Raw genomic sequence first — 20,347 nt, forward strand, 5'->3', positions numbered from 1 at the left:
GGTTTTCATTTTTTTTTGGAAGAGGAAGGCATTTTTTTAGGGTCCAACTTCTCATTTCGGCCTGTTATGTTTTTACACTAACGAATTGCGAATGCCTACAAACATCTATTGCGGAGCATATGTAGACTCTCTTCATTGTTGTTTTAGTGTGTGTAAATTGGTTAAAAATCTTAATTAAATTGAATATAAATAGAGGGTTTTCGATATAAAGGTGATTGATTTTTGGCCTCAATTCTCTATAAATAAGTAATTTTGCGGTGCTTTTTAAGAAAGAGTGCGAGTAATTGTTAATGAGCGTTTTAAACAAAAACTAAAATGACAAAAAAGAAAAATTTTGTTACGTGTGACGGAAATTATGCCGCTGCGCACATTGCTTACATGTTTAGCGAAGTAGCTGCTATTTACCCTATCACGCCATCTTCAACCATGGCAGAGTACGTAGATGAGTGGGCTGCTCATGGACGGAAAAACATTTTTGGTGAAACTGTAAAAGTTGCAGAAATGCAATCGGAAGCTGGTGCTGCCGGAGCTGTTCATGGCTCTCTTCAGGCTGGAGCCTTAACAACAACCTATACTGCTTCGCAGGGATTGTTGCTGATGATTCCGAATATGTATAAGATCTCCGGTGAATTGCTGCCGGGAGTATTCCATGTTTCTGCAAGAAGTCTCGCAGCACAGGCCCTGTCAATTTTTGGTGATCATTCTGATGTTTATTCTACTCGTCAGACTGGTTTTGCAATGCTGGCAACAGGTAGCGTACAGGAGATTCTTGACCTGGCAGGGGTTGCCCATCTGACCTCCATTAAATCAAGAGTGCCGTTTTTACATTTCTTCGATGGTTTCCGTACTTCACATGAGATTCAGAAAGCTGAAGCTCCTTCAACCGAAGATATGGCTGCATTGCTTGATTGGGATGCCCTTAAAGCTTTCCGTGAACGCGCATTAAATCCGGAGCACCCTGTTACCAGAGGTACAGCTCAGAACCCTGATATCTACTTCCAGTCTCGCGAAGCCGCTAATAAATTTTACGATGTGCTTCCCGATATGGTTGAGGATTATATGCGTCAGATTACCAAACTAACCGGACGTGAATATCATCCGTTTACCTATTATGGTGCACCTGATGCTGAAAATGTTTTGATTGCCATGGGATCTATTACCGATACCATTAAAGAGGTAATTGATCATCTGAATGCCAAAGGTGAAAAAACCGGCCTTGTGTCTGTACATCTTTACAGGCCTTTCTCAGCTAAATATTTCTTCAATGTAATGCCGAAAAGCGCCAAACGCATTTGCGTTCTCGACAGAACCAAAGAGCCGGGTGCTAATGGAGAACCGCTTTACCTTGACGTAAAAGAACTGTTTTATGACAGAGCCGAAAAGCCAATTATTATCGGCGGACGTTATGGTTTAAGCTCCAAAGACACCACTCCGGCTATGATTATTTCTGTAATCAATAACCTGAAAAGTGCAGAGCCTAAAAACAGATTTACCGTGGGTATTGTTGATGATGTAACTTTTACATCATTGCCAATGCTTCCTGAAATTGACCTGGCTCCCAAAGGAACTTTCCAGGCTAAATTTTATGGAATTGGTGCTGATGGTACCGTGGGCGCAAATAAAAACTCTATTAAAATTATTGGCGATACTACCGATAAATACTGTCAGGCTTATTTTGCTTATGACTCCAAAAAATCAGGTGGTGTAACAACTTCCCATCTTCGTTTTGGTGATAATCAGATTCGTTCACCATATCTGGTAAATACACCTGATTTTGTTGCATGTCATGTTCCTGCTTATCTCGATAAGTATGATATGCTGAGAGGATTAAAAAAAGGTGGAACATTCCTGCTCAACAGTATCTGGAATGCCGAAGAAACCAAAAATCACCTGCCTGACTATATGAAAAAGTATATGGCAGACAATGATATCAATTTCTACATCATCAATGCTACTGAAATTGCTGAAGAAATTGGACTTGGTGGCCGCACAAATACTATCATGCAATCAACTTTCTTCAAAATTTCTGAGGTTATTCCTTATGCTACTGCTGTAGATTATATGAAAAAGGCAGTTGTGAAGGACTTCGGTCGTAAGGGTGAAGAAATTGTGAAGATGAATCATGCAGCTATTGATCGTGGAGGTGAAGCTGTTAAAGTAGAAATTCCTGAAGAATGGAAATCTATTGAGGTTGTTGCTGCCCATGTTGAAAACGATGCCCCTGATTTTATCAAAAATGTAGTCGAACCTATCAATGCTATGAAGGGTGATTTATTGCCTGTAAGTGCATTCCTGGGTCGCGAAGATGGTACTTTCCCTGCCGGTACAACTGCTTACGAAAAACGCGGTATTGCTGTAAATGTACCTAAATGGGTGTCTGACAATTGTATCCAGTGTAACCAGTGTGCCTATGTTTGCCCTCACGCCTGTATCCGTCCTTTCCTTATTGATGAAGAGGAAATGAAAGGCTTGCCTGTAGGTACTCCGGCGCTTAAAGCTATTCCAAAAACATTCGAAGGACTTAAATTCAGAATTCAATTAAGCCCGCTTGATTGTACTGGTTGTGGAAATTGCGTAGACGTATGTCCGGCCAAAACCAAAGCACTTGTCATGGAGCCACTTGAAAGTCAGATGGAGCAAAATGACCTTTGGAATGTTATTTCTAAATCTGTTTCTTATAAAGATACAATCGTGTCAAAAGAACAGAATGTTAAAAATAGCCAGTTTGCCCAGCCACTGTTCGAGTTCTCAGGAGCATGTTCAGGTTGCGGTGAAACACCATATATTAAACTGATTACTCAGCTTTATGGCGACAGAATGATGGTTGCCAATGCTACTGGTTGTTCTTCAATTTATGGTGGTTCAGCTCCTTCAACTCCTTATACTACAAATGCAAAAGGAGAAGGTCCTGCATGGGCTAATTCATTGTTTGAAGATAATGCAGAATATGGATTTGGAATGGCTACAGCCGTTTCGAAGCTGCGCGATCGCATTGCTCAGCGCATGGAAATTATCATCAATGGCGATGCAAAGGCAGCTCTCAAAGAAGCTTGTCAGGAATGGATTGCTGGTAAAAATGATGCAGTGAAATCGCGCGAAGCATCAGCTAAAGTGCTTGATTTACTCAAGGATGAAACATCTGATGTTGCCAAAGAATTGCTGGCACTGAAACAGTATTTCGTTAAGAAATCAATCTGGATGTTTGGTGGCGACGGTTGGGCATATGATATTGGATATGGCGGACTTGACCATGTGATTGCCTCTGGCGAAGATGTTAATCTGCTTGTGCTTGATACCGAAGTTTATTCCAATACAGGAGGACAGGCTTCCAAATCTACACCTGTTGGCGCCATTGCCAAGTTTGCAGCAAGCGGTAAGAAAGTAAGAAAGAAAGATTTGGGCATGATGGCCATGAGTTATGGTTATGTTTACGTTGCCCAGGTTGCCATGGGTGCCAACCAATCACAGTATCTTAAAGCACTGCGTGAGGCCGAAGCTTATCCCGGACCATCTGTCATTATTGCCTATTCTCCTTGTATCAATCATGGTATCAGGGCTGGCATGGGTAAAGCTCAGGAACAGCAGGCCAATGCAGTTGAATCGGGTTATTGGGCACTTTACAGATTTAATCCGCTTCTTGAAAAAGAAGGAAAAAATCCATTCCAGCTTGATTCAAAAGAGCCTGATTTTAGCAAATTCCAGAACTTCCTTGAATCAGAGGTACGCTATACTTCACTCAAAAAGTCATTCCCGGCCGAAGCTGCAGAGCTATTCTCTGCTGCCGAGGATAATGCCAAATGGCGTTATTATGGCTACAGACGGATGAGTGAAATGGATTTTACTCCCAGATAATCGTTTTTCCTTTCAAAGGAATATGTAACTTTGAAGCCGGGATTTTTCCCGGCTTTTTATTTTTAAACAATCATGAAACATATCTTATACCTGGCTACTGCTATCATTTTAATTACATCCTGCAAACAGGAAAAAAGTAATAACAAAGCGCAGAATGATTTAAAATCAATTCATGAAACAACTTTAAAGTCAGCTGATTCTTCGGCAAATAACAAGTTGGGCAATGAATACATGGTACTTGGTACATTGTATCAGCAAAAGGCCGGTGAATACCGGGCATTGTGCTATCAGGCCTTTAACCTTGGCAAATTAATGCTTGATGCTGATTTGAAAGATGCTTCTGTTGATAAACATCGTATTGTAATTCTTGATGTTGATGAAACAGTGTTGGATAACAGCCCTTTTCAGGCAAAGTGCATCAAGGAAGGGACTAATTATCCGGTAAACTGGGATGAATGGTGTAAAAAATCGTCGGCTATGCCGTTACCGGGCGTTCTCGATTTTCTGAGTTATGCCAAATCTAACGGTGTGAGTATTTATTATGTAACTAACAGAAAGTCACACCTGAAAGAAGCTACAATTAATAATTTAGTTGTAATGGGTTTTCCGCAGGCTGATGCCGAACATGTGATTACCAGGACAACAGATGATAGCAAAGAGGGCAGGAGGCAGGAACTGGCATCAAAATATCATATCTCACTGCTGTTTGGTGATAATCTGAATGATTTCTCCAATGTGTTTGAAAAGAAAGATTCATATACCAGAGCTGCCAGCGTGGATGAGTATAAAAATGAGTTTGGAAGGAGGTTTATTGTTCTGCCAAATGCTATGTATGGTGATTGGGAATTAGCCCTTTACAATTATGATTCAAAGTTGAGTGATTCCACTAAGTCTGCTCTCAGGCATGAGGCTTTGACGGGTTTTTAAGTCAGGCTGAGATAATTTTGTCCATAGCCACATCGTGCTCGTCAACAGGAATGTGATTGAAGATTTGAAAATCAAAACAGATTCCCACTTTTACAGCACTGAGCGTTTGCAAAAACCGGTCGTAATATGCTTTTCCACGCCCCATACGGTTGTTTTGTCTGTCAAAAGCTATACCTGGCACAATGATAAGCTCAATTGAATTGTAGTCAGTAAATAACGCTCCGTCAGGCTCCGGTATCTGGTAAAGATCCCCTGAAATCAAATTTTTTTCGCCGGTATATTCTTTCAGGTTCATGGTTTCACCGTCAACAGTGGGCAATATTATTCTTTTGGCAGAAGCCCACTTTTGAATGGAGGTATGGGTAAAGACTTCACCGGGTATTGACCAGTACATCATTATTGTATTGGATTGAACGAACTCCGGCAGAGCCTCAATTTGTTCCATGATTGAACGGGATTTTGAAAAGTATTGTTCCTGGTCAAGATCGCCTTTTAATTTTTTTACGATTTTTCTGATTTCCTTTTTAGCTTCGTCTGTTGATCTCATGGCTTATTCTCATGGTTTTTGGATTGAGCAAAGTTATAGAAACGTGTTTGTCAGAAATATGAAATATTGCACTAAAAAGAAAGCCGGTGAAAACCGGCTTTTTTTTTAGTGCGGATGATGTTTAATTGATGTCTAATATAAATGGAAGGCGGGCTTGTACACCACTCATTTTCGAGAATGATTGTATTTCTTTCAGGTATGGGTACATATTGCCCAATTCGTTTCTAAGCATGGTTTCTGAAGGAGAGCCTGTGATATCTTCCATAAGTTCAGTGAAAGGATCTTTCTGTTCGGGAAGTGAGGTCAGGCGGTAGTCTTCAATTTTGGCCATTTTAGCAGCAATTTCAATGGCCTTTCTCAATCCGCCCATTTCATCAACCAGGTGAATTCGTTGACCGTCAATCCCGCTCCAGACTCTTCCCTGACCTATACTGTCAACTGCAGCGGTAGTCATCATTCTGCCGTCTGATACATGGCCGATAAATGTTTTGTAAATTCTTTCGATGCTGTTGGTCATCACTTTCTCTTCATAGGAAGTCATGGGCCTGGTTACTGATATGTAATCTGAGTTTTTATTGGTTTTAACCATATCAAATGTAATTCCCAGCTTTGAAGAAAAGAATTTCTGGAAATCTGGAATTACTCCAAATACACCGATGGAGCCGGTCAATGTTGTAGGATTAGCCAGAATGGTGTCAGCGGCACAGGCAATATAATATCCGCCTGAGGCGGCTAAGTCGCCCATGGAAGCGACAACCGGTTTCTTTTCGCGGGCAAGTTTTATCTCGCGAAGAATAACATCAGATGCAAGTGCGCTGCCGCCGGGTGAGTTGATTCTGAATACAATAGCTTTTACGTTGTCGTCAAGCCTGGCTTTGCGGATGGCGCGCGAAATTCTTTCAGAGCCAATGGCCTCATCGCTGCCTTCTCCGCCGCCAATTTCTCCGACTGCGTAGATTATAGCAATTTTATCTTTTGATCGTTTTTTTGAACTTAATGCAGGTGAATTTTTATAAGACTCGAGTTTTAAAAATTCAATCTTGTCGGTTGAACCAAGCTCAAGTTTTTCCCTCAAAAGGTCAAGTACTTGATCTTTATAGGTGATTTTATCGGCAAAGCCATATTTTACGGCGTCTTCAGCTGTCTGCAGAAGTAATGAGTCGGCAATGTTTTGTAATTTTTCAGGAGCAATATTACGGGCTTTGCTGATTTCAGACGAAATGTGTTGCCATATTGACCCAACATAAGTGAGTGTTTGCTCTTTGTTGGCCTCGCTCATTCTGTCGCTAATAAGAGGTTCAATGGCACTCTTGTATTTGCCGTGCCTGATAACCTGCGCATTAATGTCGAGCTTGTCAAGGAGTCCTTTCAGGAAAAGAACCTGACCTGTCAGTCCTTTAAAATCAATAAATCCTTCAGGATTAAGACAAATGATGTCGGCAGCTGAAGCCATATAATATGCCTTCTGCGAGTAGGTTTCGCTGTAAGCAATGACAAATTTACCTGATTGTTTAAAGTCAAGGATGGCGTTTCTGATTTCTTCCAGTGTGGCCATTCCTGAGGGTATGTCGCTTAAATTCAGATATATGCCACGGATATTTTCATCTTCTGTGGCTTTCTTTAATAAATCCATTGTTTCAAGTAACCCGGGTGTGGTTGTTTTGGACAGGAAGGATGATTGATTGAATGAAAATGGACTTACAGGGCTTCTTTCAGGGATTGCTTCGCTCAAATCAAGTGTTAGCACAGTTCCTGGTTTGACCATAACCTCTTCTTTACTTGCAAATGAAGCAATAGAAGCGATAATGATGAAAATGAAAAATAAAAATAGAAATGTCGTAAGAATAAAGCCTGCCATTGATGCAAGCATAAACTTGAAAAACTGTTTCATGGTAATTGTTTTTAATTTTTGTTTTTCAAAGATACAGCTTTTGACTTCTTTTGCTATAAAGGGTATTCAACTTTACAATCATTAAATTGGGGGAGCCTGTTTTCTGTTCAGAATATTTGAAAATATGACAGCAGTATATTTAGATGTGTGGTTTGCATGCCTGCTGTTTAGGTTTCGTCAGTGCAACTGAAACTATTAATGGCTAAATTGTCTAAATAACGATTTTAATAGTCTTAAAAACTTCCATTTAGCTTAATCCTGCTTATTTTTGCGTGCAATTAACTATAATTATTGAATAATGGAGGCAGTTTACTTGCTCCTGGGTGGTAATCTGGGTGATAGGGTGTTAAATATTGAAAAAGCCAAACAGCTTATCGAAGAGCGGGCTGGTTTAATCATCAGAGAGTCGGCATTGTATGAAACTGAGCCGTGGGGCACAACTGAATCGCCTTTTTTTCTTAATTGTACAATCCTTATCAAAACATTGCTGGAACCGGATGATTTGTTAAATGTCCTTTTGCAAATTGAAATGGAGCTTGGGCGGATTCGTACGGGGAAAATTAATGGTTCCAGAACAATGGATATTGATATTTTGCTTTACGGTCAACGGGTTCTTGATTCTGAATACCTTCAAATACCGCATCCGCGTATGCATTTGCGCAAGTTTGTGCTTATCCCCTTGAATTCCATAGCTTCTGATTTTGTGCATCCTGTCAGTGGAAGAAGTATTGGTCAATTGCTTGGTAGTTGTTCCGACGATTTGTTGGTGAATGAATATGAACCGGTGTTGCTGTAAATTCTTCTTTTTATTATGATGTATAATTTTATTGCCATCGAAGGAACTATTGGAGCAGGTAAAACATCTTTGTCTGCAATGCTGGCCGCTGAGTTAAATGCAAGGCTGATTCTTGAGCAATTTGAAGACAATGATTTTTTGCCTAAGTTCTATAAAGATCCTGCTAAATATGCCTTTCCTCTCGAGCTTTCTTTTCTTGCCAGCCGCTTTCAGCAATTAAAAAATGAACTTTCGGTTACTGATATTTTTAAACCTTTTACAATATCAGATTATTTTATCAACAAGTCGCTGATTTTTGCCCGAAAAACACTGGCTGATGATGAATATGCCTTGTATGCGAGGCTTTTTAACATCATGAACCTTTCCCTGCCAAGGCCTGATTTGCTGGTGTATCTCTATGTGTCGGTTGATCAGCTGAAGTCCAATATTGCCAAAAGAGGAAGGCCTTACGAACAAGATATCAAGCATGAGTATCTTGAAAATATTCAAAGCGGCTATTTTGAATATATTCGGCAGCAAAATGATATGAGGATTATTATTATTGATACAAATGGGATTGATTTTGTAAACAATCATGCTCATTATGAGTTAATAAAGGAACTTATCCTCGCTAAATACCCTGTTGGCGTTACCACGCTTACTCCCTGATTTTTTTTCTTTTCCTGTTAATAAAGAGAGCGCATTATTGCTGAATAAGCTTAAATTTGTCACTTAAGTTAGAATCAATTATGCTGAAAGTAATTTTACTGATCTATAGTTCGCTGTTTCCTGTTACAGGAGGGTTGAGCATAGAGCCCTGCTTTATTTCCTATGGGTCTTATCTGCTCCGGCTTCCCCTGGTTAATAGCCAGCAGTTTTTATATGCGATGGCCTTTATCCTGGCGCTTTTGTTTATTGCATTTTTCTTTTATTACAGAAAGCTGGTTGTACAAAAGAACCGGATGATTAAGCTTTTAAGTGAGCAAAATAAATCTATGCTGGTTGCCCAAAAGGAACTTCTTGAATCTCGCGATAAGGCAAAGGAATCAGACAGGCTGAAGTCTGCTTTTCTGGCAAATATGTCGCACGAAATCAGAACACCCCTGAATGCCATTATGGGCTTCTCTTCCTTGTTGCAGGATACTGATCCCGCTGAAGATGAGCGTGCGCAGTTTCTTGGCATTATTCATAACAATAGTACCAGGCTCCTCAATCTGATGGACGAAATATTTGATATCGCACAAATTGAATCGGGACTGGTTTCCATGCATCATGCGCCAGTGAATGTCAATGAAATGCTTGTTGGATTGGTTACCTTTTTTAATCTGGAAAAGGGGTTAAGCGGGAAAGATGATATTCAAATCAGAGTGAGTAAGGCCAATAAGGATAATAATTTCAAAATTGATACAGATCCTAAGAAGTTGAGACAGACTATCTATAATCTGATTGAAAATTCGTTGAAGTACACCAAGGAAGGGTATATTGAACTGGGATATAATTTTATTGAGGGCTCAATGGTCGAATTTTATGTCAGAGATACCGGGATTGGTTTTGATGCCGATTTGCTTGATGTTTTATTTAAACCATTCAGGCAGGCTGATGACAGTAATTCCCGGAAGTTTGGCGGGATTGGGCTTGGCTTGACTTTGTCGCAGAAATTTGTTGAAATTATGGGTGGCAAAATGAGAGCTGATTCAAAGCCTGGTGTTGGATCTGTTTTTTATTTTACTATTCCTTATTTGGCAGAAACAGAGTAGACTTGTCATTTTGAATGCAATTTATATGAAACAAAGAAGGCTGCCCAATGGCAGCCTTCTTTGTTTTGTTTAACATTAAGTTAACTCTGAAATTCTTTTAACGATTCCATCAGTTTCTTCCGGGTAAAGAATATCCGGCTTTTTACTGTACCAATGGACAGGTTCAGGTTTTCAGCTATTTCTTTGTATTTATAACCGGCTGTATGCATTTCAAAAGGCATGCGCTGGTCTTCTTCCAATCTTGAAATTCCGGCTTTTATTTCTTTGGTCGAAAGTGCTGACTCGGGCGATACAAAGTCTGATTTGCGGGGAATGTTCAAATAATACAGGTCTTCAGTATTGTCAACAATGGTGTTCGCTTTCTGGTTTCTGCGGTAATTGTTGATGAAGGTATTTTTCATGATGGTGTAAGTCCATGCTTTCAGGTTGGTGTCATCGGCAAATTTATCCTTGTGCGTAAGGGCTTTCAGGTAGGTGTCCTGAATCAGGTCTTTCGCTTCCTCTCTGTCATTGGTGAGCGTGTTAGCAAAATAGGAAAGGTTGTCGTGAAGACTAATAAGTTTGTGGTTGAACTCTATGGCTGTCATGGTTATCTGTTTTAAGTACAAAAGGTGTTTAACAAATATAGTGCAGAATTAAACAAATAACAAGGAAAATGGTCAATTATTTTTTCATTCTGTTGTTAAAACATGTTAAAAATGCTGTAAAAAACTGATAATAAGGTGTCTAACATTTTATTAAGATTAGGTTTAAAATGTTAAATAATTGCGGTGTTTAGGTTAAACAAAAAATTTACACAAAATTATTTCGAATTGGGACAGTGGGTGTCCTGAAATGGAGAATTCTGAATATGTAGCGACAGGTAAAATGTAAATGCAACAAAATCAAATAGATAATTAGGTTGTTGCAAGGCGCATTTATTTAATTTCTGGCCTAAAATGGGACAAATGGTGTTTAAAAAGTCGTTTTGACAAAATAAAATATATTATAAAGTATTGTAAGGTATTGATTTATTGTGTTATACAATTTGTTTAAGCTGTGGCTTATTCTTCTTGAAATGTAATTTGTTAAAATGACTTACTGTCAGTTTGTCAATCCTATTTGGTTTGAATTCCTTTTAGTAAAAGGGCGAATTCATCGGGAGTACCTGCCAGGTTGACATTTTCAGGCAATTCTATGGCATATTCATGTGTCTGATATCCTGTGAGGAATATTCTTTTATCCGGAAAGGCTACAGAAAGTTGATGAATGTATTCCGCGTATTTTTTTCTGGTTAGCGGAGTGGTTATAGATGTGAAGAGATAGTTTATTTGCTGTTTGTTACTGACTTCCTGCAAATCTTCAAATGGCACCGATTGTCCGAGATAGATTACTTTAAACCCGTTCTTTTTGATGAGATAACTGTAAAACAGCAGTCCGAGTTCGTGCCATTCATTGGCTGGTAAAAACATCAGAAAGCATTTGGAGTCGGCTTTGTAAATGCCGCTTTGCCCGTCAATGGCAATGATAAGCTTTTGTCTGATAAGGTTGGATACAAAGTGTTCCTGTGCAGGGTAAATAGTCCCGATTTGCCAGAGTATCCCTATTTTTTCAAAGAATGGGAAAAGTACTTTTATTACAGTGTCGTCAAATCCGATTTTAATAATAGATGTTGACAGAACCCGCTCGAAACGTTGTTCGTCAAGGTCTATCATTGATACAATTAATTGCTCAATCTGATTGGTGCTGTCATGCGAAGTTTCCGATATCTCAACAATGCGTTCATTGATTTCATTATTGTCCATAGTAACAATATTTGAAATCTTTAACCCATTTCTGTTCAGCAACGATACGTTCAGAAGTTTTTTTAAGTCGTTGTCAGAATAATACCTGATGTTGGTCGAAGTGCGCTCAGGTTCAATCAGCTGGTATCTTTTTTCCCAGATTCGTATTGTATGAGCTTTGATCCCGGTGAGTTTTTCCAGATCTTTTATCGAGTATCGCATCATTGGTTCAGATATATAAAACATATGCTTCAAGCGGTTAGTTGTCATGCTTATAACAAAGCGGCTGTAAAAAAGTTTGAATAACCATCATTTACAGTTTAATGTGTGCTTTGTTATTTTCCTAATGGCTTTGGCTGATGTTGTTGCGTTCGGTTTTATGGTTTACGTTTAATCTCCCCTTCCATTGTTTGTGAATGAATGGAAGGGGAGTAGGATTGAATTTTAAGGTTAATCCTGGATAGGATTAATTGGCAGGAATTCAGATACTAAATTTCCGCAGACTTATAATTCAGCTGCTATTTCAAATGCTTTTTTTACTACAAGGTCAAGTCCTGCAACGTTTTTGCCTCCGGCAGTTGCAAAATGAGGTTGTCCTCCTCCGCCACCCTGGATGTCGCGTGCAAGTGTTTTAACAATAGCTGAAGCATTTACATTCAGTGTTTTGACGAGCGTTTCAGAGATGCCGACAGTGATACCCGGTTTTTCGTCTGATTCAGTTGCCAGCATGACCACGAATTCTCCTTCTGCCATTATTTTGAAGGCAATGTCTTTAGCGGCCGATGGCTCTATGTGGAGCCTGGCTGCAATCAGTTTGAATTTATCGAACGATTGTGCCTTTGTTATCAGGCTGTTACATAAGTTTGTTACCCGCTCGGCATTAAACGCGTCAAGTTGTGATTTGAGTTTTTGATTTTCCTCAATTATATTTTTAACACCCCTCATAGGGTCCATAGGGTTTTTAACGAGCTCTTTCAGCTCATTGATGAGGGCTATTTGTTCGTTAAAATAGGCTTCTGCTTTTTCGGCAGTAATTGCTTCAATTCGCCTTACTCCTGCAGCGATGGCTGACTCTGAAACAATTTTTATCATACCAATTTGCCCGGTTGCTCTTACATGTGTGCCTCCGCATAATTCAATTGAGTTGCCAAATTTGATGACTCTGACCGAATCGCCGTATTTTTCACCAAATAAAGCCATGGCTCCCATTTCCCGGGCTTCCTCCATTGGAATGCCCCTTGATTCATGGAGAGGGTGGTTTTCCCTGATGAGTTTATTTACCATGGTTTCAATTTGGCTGATTTCGTCTTCAGTAAGTTTTTGAAAATGAGAAAAATCAAACCTCAGGTAATCGGGATGCACGTATGAGCCTTTTTGTTCAACATGTGTGCCAACTACAGTTCTGAGGGCCTGATGAAGAAGATGCGTGGCTGAGTGGTTGTTGGCTGTATTGTTGCGGGCCTGTTCAGAAACCCGGGCTAATACAACAGCTGACGGATTGGACGGGATGGAGTCAGTGTAATGAACAATCAGGTTGTTTTCCTTTTTCGTGTCCGTAACATGGATGATATTTCCTTCCGATTCAATCAATCCGGTATCACCTACCTGGCCACCGCTTTCGGCATAAAACGGGGTCTCTGACAGCACAACCTGATAAAAGTCTTTGCCTTTTGAATGAACCTTGCGGTAGCGCGAAATTTTTGTTTCTATGCTAAGTTTATCATAACCAACAAATATCTCTTTGGCATTCTCATCAACAATTTGCCAGTCGTCAACTTCTACGGAGGCATCTTTGCGTGAGCGTTCTTTTTGCATTTCAAGGCCTTGCTGAAAGCCCTTCATGTCAACTTCCTTGCCAAGTTCACGCGCCATCAGGCTGGTTAGGTCAATGGGGAAACCGTATGTGTCATATAATTCAAAAGCAAATTTGCCGTCAATGGTATCAGACAATTTGTTTGATTCCACGTACTGATTAAACTTAATGATACCGTGTGACAAAGTTCTCAGGAAAGAAGTTTCTTCTTCAGCAATAACTTTTTCAATCAGCGTATTTTGTGTTTTCAGTTCATGGAAGTATTCGCCCATTTGCCCGGTGAGCACAGGAATAAGCTTGTATATGAAGGGCTCGTTCAGGTTGAGAAATGTATAACCATATCTCACCGCGCGGCGCAGAATTCGTCGGATAACATATCCTGCTTTATTATTTGACGGCAACTGCCCGTCGGCAATGGCAAATGCGATTGCTCTCAAATGGTCGGCAATTACACGCATGGCAATATCAGACTTAGCCGATGCGCCATATTTGATGTTACACATTTCTGAAATTCTGCCGATAACCGGCTGAAAAACATCTGTGTCGTAGTTTGATTGTTTATTTTGCAATACCATGCAAAGGCGTTCAAATCCCATGCCTGTGTCAACATGTTTGGCTGGCAGGGGTTGAAGATTTCCGTTGGCGAGTCTGTTAAATTCCATAAACACCAGATTCCAGATTTCGATAACAAGAGGATCGCCTGTATTGACAAGATCTGCTCCGTTTATTTTGTTTCTGTCATCGTCGTTTCTGATATCCACGTGTATCTCTGAGCAGGGGCCGCAAGGGCCGGTGTCGCCCATTTCCCAGAAGTTGTCTTTCTTATTGCCGCGAATGATGCGATCCTCTGCTATCAGTTCTTTCCAGAAGTCAAATGCTTCCATGTCAGCTTCCAGTTTGTCGCCTTCATCTCCTCCGAAAATGGTGACATATAATCTGCTTTTATCAATTTTATAAACCTCGGTAAGTAACTCCCATGCCCATGCAATCGCTTCCTTTTTAAAGTAATTGCCAAATGACCAGTTGCCAAGCATTTCAAACATGGTATGGTGATAGGTGTCATGCCCGACCTCTTCCAGATCATTATGTTTTCCGGAAACCCTTAAACATTTTTGAGAATTGGCAATCCGGGGAAACTTTACCGGTGAATTGCCCAGAAAAATGTCTTTAAACTGATTCATTCCAGCGTTAGTAAACATCAGTGTGGGGTCATCTTTAATGACCATCGGTGCCGATGCAACTGTCTGATGTTCTTTTGATTTGAAAAAGTCGAGGAAAGTTTGCCGGATTTGTTGAGCGTTCATAAACAAATGATTAGACTGATGTTAAAAATTTATAATGTTTTTCTTTTAATCTTTATTTCGGGTTGCAAATTTAGTTGAAAATGTTAATTTTGCCGACACCTTATTAAATAAGCTTGAAATCTGCCATAAAAGCTTAAAATACAACACTTAACAAAGTCACATGGCGAAAATCAGATATCATTTCAATACAAAGTCATTAAAGATTGAGAAAGTTCAGGTTACTTTAAAGCAACGTTTGCTGCGCCTGTTTTCTGTTTTAGCAACAGGAATGGTTTTTGCAACTGCTGTACTGGTGCTGGCATATAATTTTATTGAATCGCCCAAAGAGCGGATGCTTCAGCGTGAAATTGAACAGTATGAGCTCCAGTTTAAAATTTTGAATGACAGAATGGAGCAGGTGCAGAATGTGGTGAGTGACCTTCAGGATCGGGATGACAATATTTACCGCATTATTTTTGAATCAGAACCGATTCCTTCGTCGGTTCGCAAAGCTGGTTTTGGCGGTAGCGACAGATATGCCAAACTGGAAGGCTTTAAAAATACCGAGATTATTGAGAATACTGCGCGCAAACTCGATTTAATTACCAGTCAGCTATATGTTCAGTCCAAGTCCTTTGACGAAGTTTTTGCTTTAGCCAAACGAAAAGAGGAGTTGTTGGCTTCAATTCCTGCTATTCAACCGGTTTCAAATAAGGAGCTCAAAAGAATCGGGTCTTATTTTGGTTATCGTACTGACCCTTTTTACAAGGTTACGAAATTTCATGAAGGAATTGATTTTACGGCAACTGTTGGCACCGATGTTTATTCCACTGGTGACGGAACGGTGACAAGTGTTGAACGCTCAAGAAGCGGATATGGCAATTGTATTACCATCAATCATGGCTTTGGCTATGAAACAGTGTATGCGCATTTGTCGAAAATGGATGTGAGAAGAGGCGAAAAGGTTAAGAGAGGCCAGGTTATTGGTCATGTCGGAAATACCGGAAAATCAACTGCCCCACACTTGCATTACGAAGTTAGAAAAGGTGGAAAGCCTGTCGATCCAATTAACTTCTTCTTTAATGATATTACCCCCGAAGAATATGAGATGATGATTGAATTGTCGCAAAGGCCTTCACAAACACTTGATTGATAATTTTCTGATATGCCTTACAAGAAAAAGGAAATTGAAAAGGTCTACTTCAGGATAGGAGAGGTGGCTGAAATGTTTAATGTAAATGCTTCGCTCATCAGGTTTTGGGAAAAGGAGTTTGACATCATCAAACCTTACCGGAACAAAAAGGGTAACCGTTTTTTTACCAAGCAGGATGTTGCTAATTTTCATCTGATATACCATCTGGTAAAAGAAAGAGGTTTTACACTTCAGGGGGCAAGGGAAAAACTTAAGTCAAATCCTGAAGAATCTGTTGATCAGGCTGATATTGTGCGCAGGCTGCAAAAAGTGAAGAAGTTCCTTCTTGATTTAAAGGAAGAGATTTAAGGCGTACTTTTCGTCCCGAATGGTTACAGAAAAAATGCGGAATAAGCTGTTTTAGGCTTATTCCGCATTTTTTTTCTCTCTTCAAGGTTTATAGATATGCGTTTTTACTGAGGTAGTTGGTTACATAATCTGAAACTCCGTCTTCAAGTGATGTAAAAGCCTGTTTATACCCTGCATCGATTAGCTTTTGCATATTGGCTTCAGTAAAATACTGGTATTTATCGCGGATGTCGGCCGGGGTATCAATAAACTCTATGTGAGAAGCCTTACCTGAAGCATTGAAAGTAGCCTTTGCTAAATCAACAAAACTTCTGGCTTTGCCGGTTCCCAGGTTGTAAAGGCCTGATGCGGGCTTCTGCTTCATCATAAATGTTAATACTGAAATTACATCCTTTACATAAACAAAGTCGCGTAATTGTTCCCCATCTCCAAAATCAGGACGGTGTGATTTAAATAATTTTACTTTGCCGGTTTCATTTATCTGCCTGTAAGCGTGAAAGATGACAGAAGCCATTCTTGATTTGTGGTATTCATTTGGCCCGTAAACATTAAAAAATTTCATGCCAGCCCAAAAAGGAGGTGTTTCAGTCTGTTTCAGTGCCCATTTATCAAAATCGTTTTTTGATTCCCCATAAGGGTTTAATGGTTTTAATTGTTCTACAATCGCATGATCGTCTTTATATCCAAATTCGCCAAGCCCATAAGTGGCAGCGCTCGAAGCATAGACGAGCGGAATGCTGAACCGGCTGCACAATGTCCATACTTTGCGCGTGTAGCCTGTGTTTAATTCATCAAAAATTGCACTGTTAAATTCAGTAGTGTCGGTGCGGGCTCCAATGTGGAACACAAATTCAACTTCATTGCCATGAAGTTCGAGCCATTCAAAAAATTGACTTCGTTCAACCTTTAAACTTATATTTTTGGCTTCGAGGTTGTTGGCTTTTTCTGTTTTTGTGAAATCATCAACAGCTACAATATTGTTGAGTCCTTCACTGTTTAATTTGCTGATTAAGCAACTGCCAATAAATCCTGCTGCGCCTGTTACAACTATCATGAGAGCGTATTTTAAAGTGTGATAAAATGATGACTGATTTATTTACCCGGCAGATTGACGTTGTCCTTAAATCTAAAAAGATGGTAGATTTTTTTAAAGATATCAGTATTGTCAATCAACCCGTGAAATTGTTCTGCCCCCGGGCCAAATGTATACACAGGAACAGGGATGCCAGTGTGATCGTCGGTTGAAAATTTGCCTTCAGGGTTGCCCCACTGACCTTCTCTGACAGGAAGGCTAAGTCCGCCGGTTTCATGGTCGGCAACAATAATGACCAAAGTATTTCCATCTTGAATTGCAAAATCAAGTGCTACTCCGCAGGCCTTGTCAAAGTCAATAGTTTCTTTAACAACATAATCCATATTGTTGTCGTGGCCGCCCCAGTCAATCTGAGAACCTTCAACCATTACAAAAAAGCCTTTTTTGTTTAAACTCAGCAAGTCAATAGCTTTGGATGTTGCCAGACTAAGCATGTCGCCTCTACCTTCTGAAACTTTGGGCGCATGCTCCGGATATAGCAATGCCGCCATCTTGCCCTGATGAACGTTTAACATTTCAGGAATGGTTTTAGCTATATGGTACCCCCTGGAAATTAAACTATCTATCAAATGAATACTGTCTGATCTTCTGGCAAAGTCGTTGTAGCCGCCTCCAATAAAAACATCAATATCAGTATCCAGAAATTGCATAGCAATTTCTTCATGCATTTTACGGCTTTCAACACTAGCAATAAAAGATGCGGGAGTGGCATGTGTAATAGCCGCTGTTGCAACCAGGCCTGTAGCAAGACCATTGTCTTCGGCATATTTTAATATACTGCGAACGGGCGTTTTGTCGGGGAGCATTCCAATTATTCCATTGGTAGTTTTGAATCCTGTGGCAATGGCCGTTCCGGAAGCGGCAGAATCGGTTATGTAGTCGCTGGCAGAAAAAGTTTTAACCAGTGCTATATTCGGGCATTGGGTTATTCTCAGATTATCCTGGGTGGCAGTGTATGCCGCATACATCTGTGAAAGCCCCATGCCATCACCTATCATGAGTATAATGTTTTTAGGGTGATGTTTCCGGTGATTTCCACTGCGTTGCTTTTTCTCGTTCGCATTGGAATAGAAACAAACCAGAAAAAACAAAGAAAGAATGAGTGTAGTTTTTTTCATTATATCCGGATTAAACCGATTTTGATAAGATGGATTCATATAAATGAAATTCATTGCAAAAGTAGAAAATTAGCGGGTTGTATGATATTATTTAAGTGTTAAGTATAGCCATGAGTGAAATGTGGATTATCAGATTCCACAATTTAACTGACATTCAAGTGTGTTATTTAAAAATTTAAGTACATTTGGCAGGCTTTAAAAAGGCCATTTAAAACAATAGAAAAATTCCGGAAATTTTCAACTCAGTATAATTATCAAACTTTAATTGAACCTTTATGAAAGAAAAAGCCGTGTCTTTACTTAGTGAATCAAAAGCAGCCCGGTGGACAGCGCTGGCAGTAGTTGCTTTTACAATGTTAACGGGTTATTATTTAACAGATGTAATGGCACCTCTCAAAGGCTTGCTTGAAGGCCAGCTTCAATGGGACAGCTCAGATTTTGGATTTTTTACCAGCGCTTATGGTTGGTTTAACGTGTTTTTGCTCATGCTTATTTTTGGAGGCATTGTACTCGATAAAATGGGTGTTCGTTTTACCGGACTTGGAGCTTCCATTATTATGGTTCTTGGTACTTTGATAAAGTATTGGGCGGTTTCTACACATTCATTAGATGGTCAAACCTGGCACATTCTCTTCTGGGATGCCAAAGCCCAGGTATTTATGGCTGGTCTTGGATTTGCTATTTTTGGCGTTGGTGTTGAAGTTGCAGGTATTACTGTTTCGAAAATCATTGTTAAATGGTTTAAGGGTAAAGAACTTGCACTGGCTATGGGACTTGAAATGGCCACAGCCCGAATGGGAACTGCGCTGGCTCTTTCAACTTCGGTGCCCATTGCTAAGGCATTCAATACAGTATCAGCTCCAATTTTACTTTGTCTTATTCTGCTCTGTATTGGTCTTATCGCTTTTATTATCTACACATTTATGGATAAAAAGCTTGATGTTTCACAAGCTGCTGTAAATAAAGAAAATAATTTTGTTGATGAAGAAGAGGCTTTCCGTGCTTCTGATATTTTGAAAATTGTGACCAATAAAGGATGGTGGTACATTGCTATCCTTTGTGTATTGTTCTATTCGGCTGTATTTCCATTCCTCAAATATGCCACTGATTTGATGGTTCAGAAGTTTAGCATTAATGAAGACTGGGCCGGAATTATTCCTGCTATGCTGCCTTTTGGTACTATTCTGTTGACCCCGTTTTTTGGTAACCTTTACGACCGCAAGGGTAAAGGCGCAACCATTATGATTATTGGTTCATTGCTTCTGATTTTTGTTCATCTTTTGTTTACCATCCCATTCCTGAATCAGTGGATTGTTGCTATCCTGCTTATTATTGTTCTTGGTATCGGTTTTTCACTTGTACCTTCTGCTATGTGGCCTTCAGTTCCTAAAATCATCCCTGAAAAACAACTTGGTAGTGCTTATGCCCTTATTTTCTGGGTGCAAAACTGGGGTCTTATGGGTGTTCCTGCTCTTATCGGTTGGGTTTTGAACAAGTATTGTTTTATTGGCTATTTTTCTATTGTTGGTACTGGATTTAATACCACTCAGGGCGATAATATTGCTCAGTTGGTAACAATGGATAAACAGGTATATGAATTATCTGAAGTAGGCTCTATCGGAAGAAAAGATACAACCTTGCAGGTTGTCGCTTTTGTAAATAATGCTGAAGGCGCGGTTTCTTCCATCGTTGTGTCTTCTGGTGATACCATTCAGCGTGTAAATATCTCTGATAAAGCGTTTAAAAAAGTTGAGAAGAAAAAAGAGGTGAAAGTGCCCATGTATTCTTTTGAACAAAAAGGCCGGATTGACCATTTTGTGACTTCAAAAGGCAATACTGTTACTAAATTCAGCAATGTGGCTTCTTTCTATAATTATACATTGCCAATGATGATATTCACTGGCTTTGGTATTCTTGCCCTGGTATTTGCTTTACTGTTAAAACGTGAAGACAAGAAAAAGGGTTATGGCCTTGAATTACCTAACAAACAATCATAATGCAAGGTTAGACAATAAAAAAAGCGGCAT

At 39.8% G+C, this 20,347-nt stretch carries 14 protein-coding genes and 1 pseudogene; 8 read left to right on the forward strand and 7 right to left on the reverse strand.

Translation table 11 applies throughout. From position 1 onward, the window contains the following. The first annotated feature begins 315 nt into the window (after positions 1-315). Entirely contained in the window at positions 316-3,852 is a 3,537-nt protein-coding gene (gene nifJ / locus H6541_12405; protein MCB9016591.1) for a pyruvate:ferredoxin (flavodoxin) oxidoreductase, read from the forward strand. Positions 3,853-3,924: 72 nt separating this feature from the next. Next, positions 3,925-4,779 (forward strand): 5'-nucleotidase, lipoprotein e(P4) family, encoded by an 855-nt coding sequence (locus tag H6541_12410; GenBank protein MCB9016592.1) that lies wholly within the window; start codon positions 3,925-3,927, stop codon positions 4,777-4,779. 1 nt (position 4,780) lies between these two features. Here H6541_12410 and H6541_12415 read toward each other — a convergent pair whose 3' ends face one another. Continuing rightward, positions 4,781-5,326: a 5-formyltetrahydrofolate cyclo-ligase gene (locus tag H6541_12415; protein MCB9016593.1), complete on the reverse strand. Its 546-nt coding sequence runs from the start codon at positions 5,324-5,326 to the stop codon at positions 4,781-4,783. A 121-nt stretch (positions 5,327-5,447) separates the two neighbouring features. Continuing rightward, the gene (gene sppA, locus H6541_12420) at positions 5,448-7,217 is read right to left on the reverse strand and encodes a signal peptide peptidase SppA (GenBank protein MCB9016594.1); all 1,770 of its coding nucleotides are present in this window, start codon (positions 7,215-7,217) and stop codon (positions 5,448-5,450) included. Between the two features lie 298 nt (positions 7,218-7,515). Between sppA and folK the strand changes: the two genes are divergently transcribed. The 3 genes from folK to H6541_12435 all read left to right on the forward strand — a co-directional run bounded on the left by folK (position 7,516) and on the right by H6541_12435 (position 9,749). Next, on the forward strand, positions 7,516-8,013 hold the full coding sequence (gene folK / locus H6541_12425) for a 2-amino-4-hydroxy-6-hydroxymethyldihydropteridine diphosphokinase (protein ID MCB9016595.1): 498 nt from the start codon (positions 7,516-7,518) through the stop codon (positions 8,011-8,013). A gap of 15 nt (positions 8,014-8,028) precedes the next feature. Then, positions 8,029-8,661 (forward strand): deoxynucleoside kinase, encoded by a 633-nt coding sequence (locus H6541_12430; protein ID MCB9016596.1) that lies wholly within the window; start codon positions 8,029-8,031, stop codon positions 8,659-8,661. Between the two features lie 80 nt (positions 8,662-8,741). Then, a complete protein-coding gene (locus H6541_12435) occupies positions 8,742-9,749 on the forward strand; it encodes a hypothetical protein (GenBank protein MCB9016597.1) in 1,008 nt (335 codons plus the stop codon). Between the two features lie 80 nt (positions 9,750-9,829). On the opposite strand, the gene H6541_12440 is transcribed toward H6541_12435, so the two are convergent. The 3 genes from H6541_12440 to alaS form a co-directional block, all read right to left on the reverse strand. After that, a complete protein-coding gene (locus tag H6541_12440) occupies positions 9,830-10,336 on the reverse strand; it encodes an RNA polymerase sigma factor (protein ID MCB9016598.1) in 507 nt (168 codons plus the stop codon). A 510-nt stretch (positions 10,337-10,846) separates the two neighbouring features. After that, positions 10,847-11,737, reverse strand: a complete 891-nt coding sequence (locus H6541_12445) for a MerR family transcriptional regulator (GenBank protein MCB9016599.1) — start codon at positions 11,735-11,737, stop codon at positions 10,847-10,849. Positions 11,738-12,016: 279 nt separating this feature from the next. Then, the gene (alaS, locus tag H6541_12450) at positions 12,017-14,629 is read right to left on the reverse strand and encodes an alanine--tRNA ligase (GenBank protein MCB9016600.1); all 2,613 of its coding nucleotides are present in this window, start codon (positions 14,627-14,629) and stop codon (positions 12,017-12,019) included. Positions 14,630-14,789: 160 nt separating this feature from the next. Here alaS and H6541_12455 point away from each other — a divergent pair, with 160 nt between their 5' ends. After that, positions 14,790-15,761: a M23 family metallopeptidase gene (locus H6541_12455; GenBank protein MCB9016601.1), complete on the forward strand. Its 972-nt coding sequence runs from the start codon at positions 14,790-14,792 to the stop codon at positions 15,759-15,761. Between the two features lie 12 nt (positions 15,762-15,773). Next, entirely contained in the window at positions 15,774-16,109 is a 336-nt protein-coding gene (locus tag H6541_12460; protein MCB9016602.1) for a MerR family transcriptional regulator, read from the forward strand. Between the two features lie 88 nt (positions 16,110-16,197). Here the strand turns inward: H6541_12460 and rfaD are convergent, their stop codons facing one another. Together rfaD and H6541_12470 are read right to left on the reverse strand one after the other, a co-directional pair. Continuing rightward, the gene (gene rfaD / locus H6541_12465; GenBank protein MCB9016603.1) at positions 16,198-17,163 is read right to left on the reverse strand and encodes an ADP-glyceromanno-heptose 6-epimerase; all 966 of its coding nucleotides are present in this window, start codon (positions 17,161-17,163) and stop codon (positions 16,198-16,200) included. Between the two features lie 38 nt (positions 17,164-17,201). Beyond that, a complete protein-coding gene (locus H6541_12470) occupies positions 17,202-18,320 on the reverse strand; it encodes an alkaline phosphatase (GenBank protein MCB9016604.1) in 1,119 nt (372 codons plus the stop codon). A 275-nt stretch (positions 18,321-18,595) separates the two neighbouring features. Between H6541_12470 and H6541_12475 the strand changes: the two are divergent. Further along, a pseudogene (locus H6541_12475) lies at positions 18,596-19,822 on the forward strand (MFS transporter). Positions 19,823-20,347 lie beyond the last annotated feature (525 nt).

It is taken from the genome of Lentimicrobiaceae bacterium (assembly GCA_020636745.1).
In the GTDB taxonomy this organism is placed as follows: domain Bacteria; phylum Bacteroidota; class Bacteroidia; order Bacteroidales; family Lentimicrobiaceae; genus Lentimicrobium.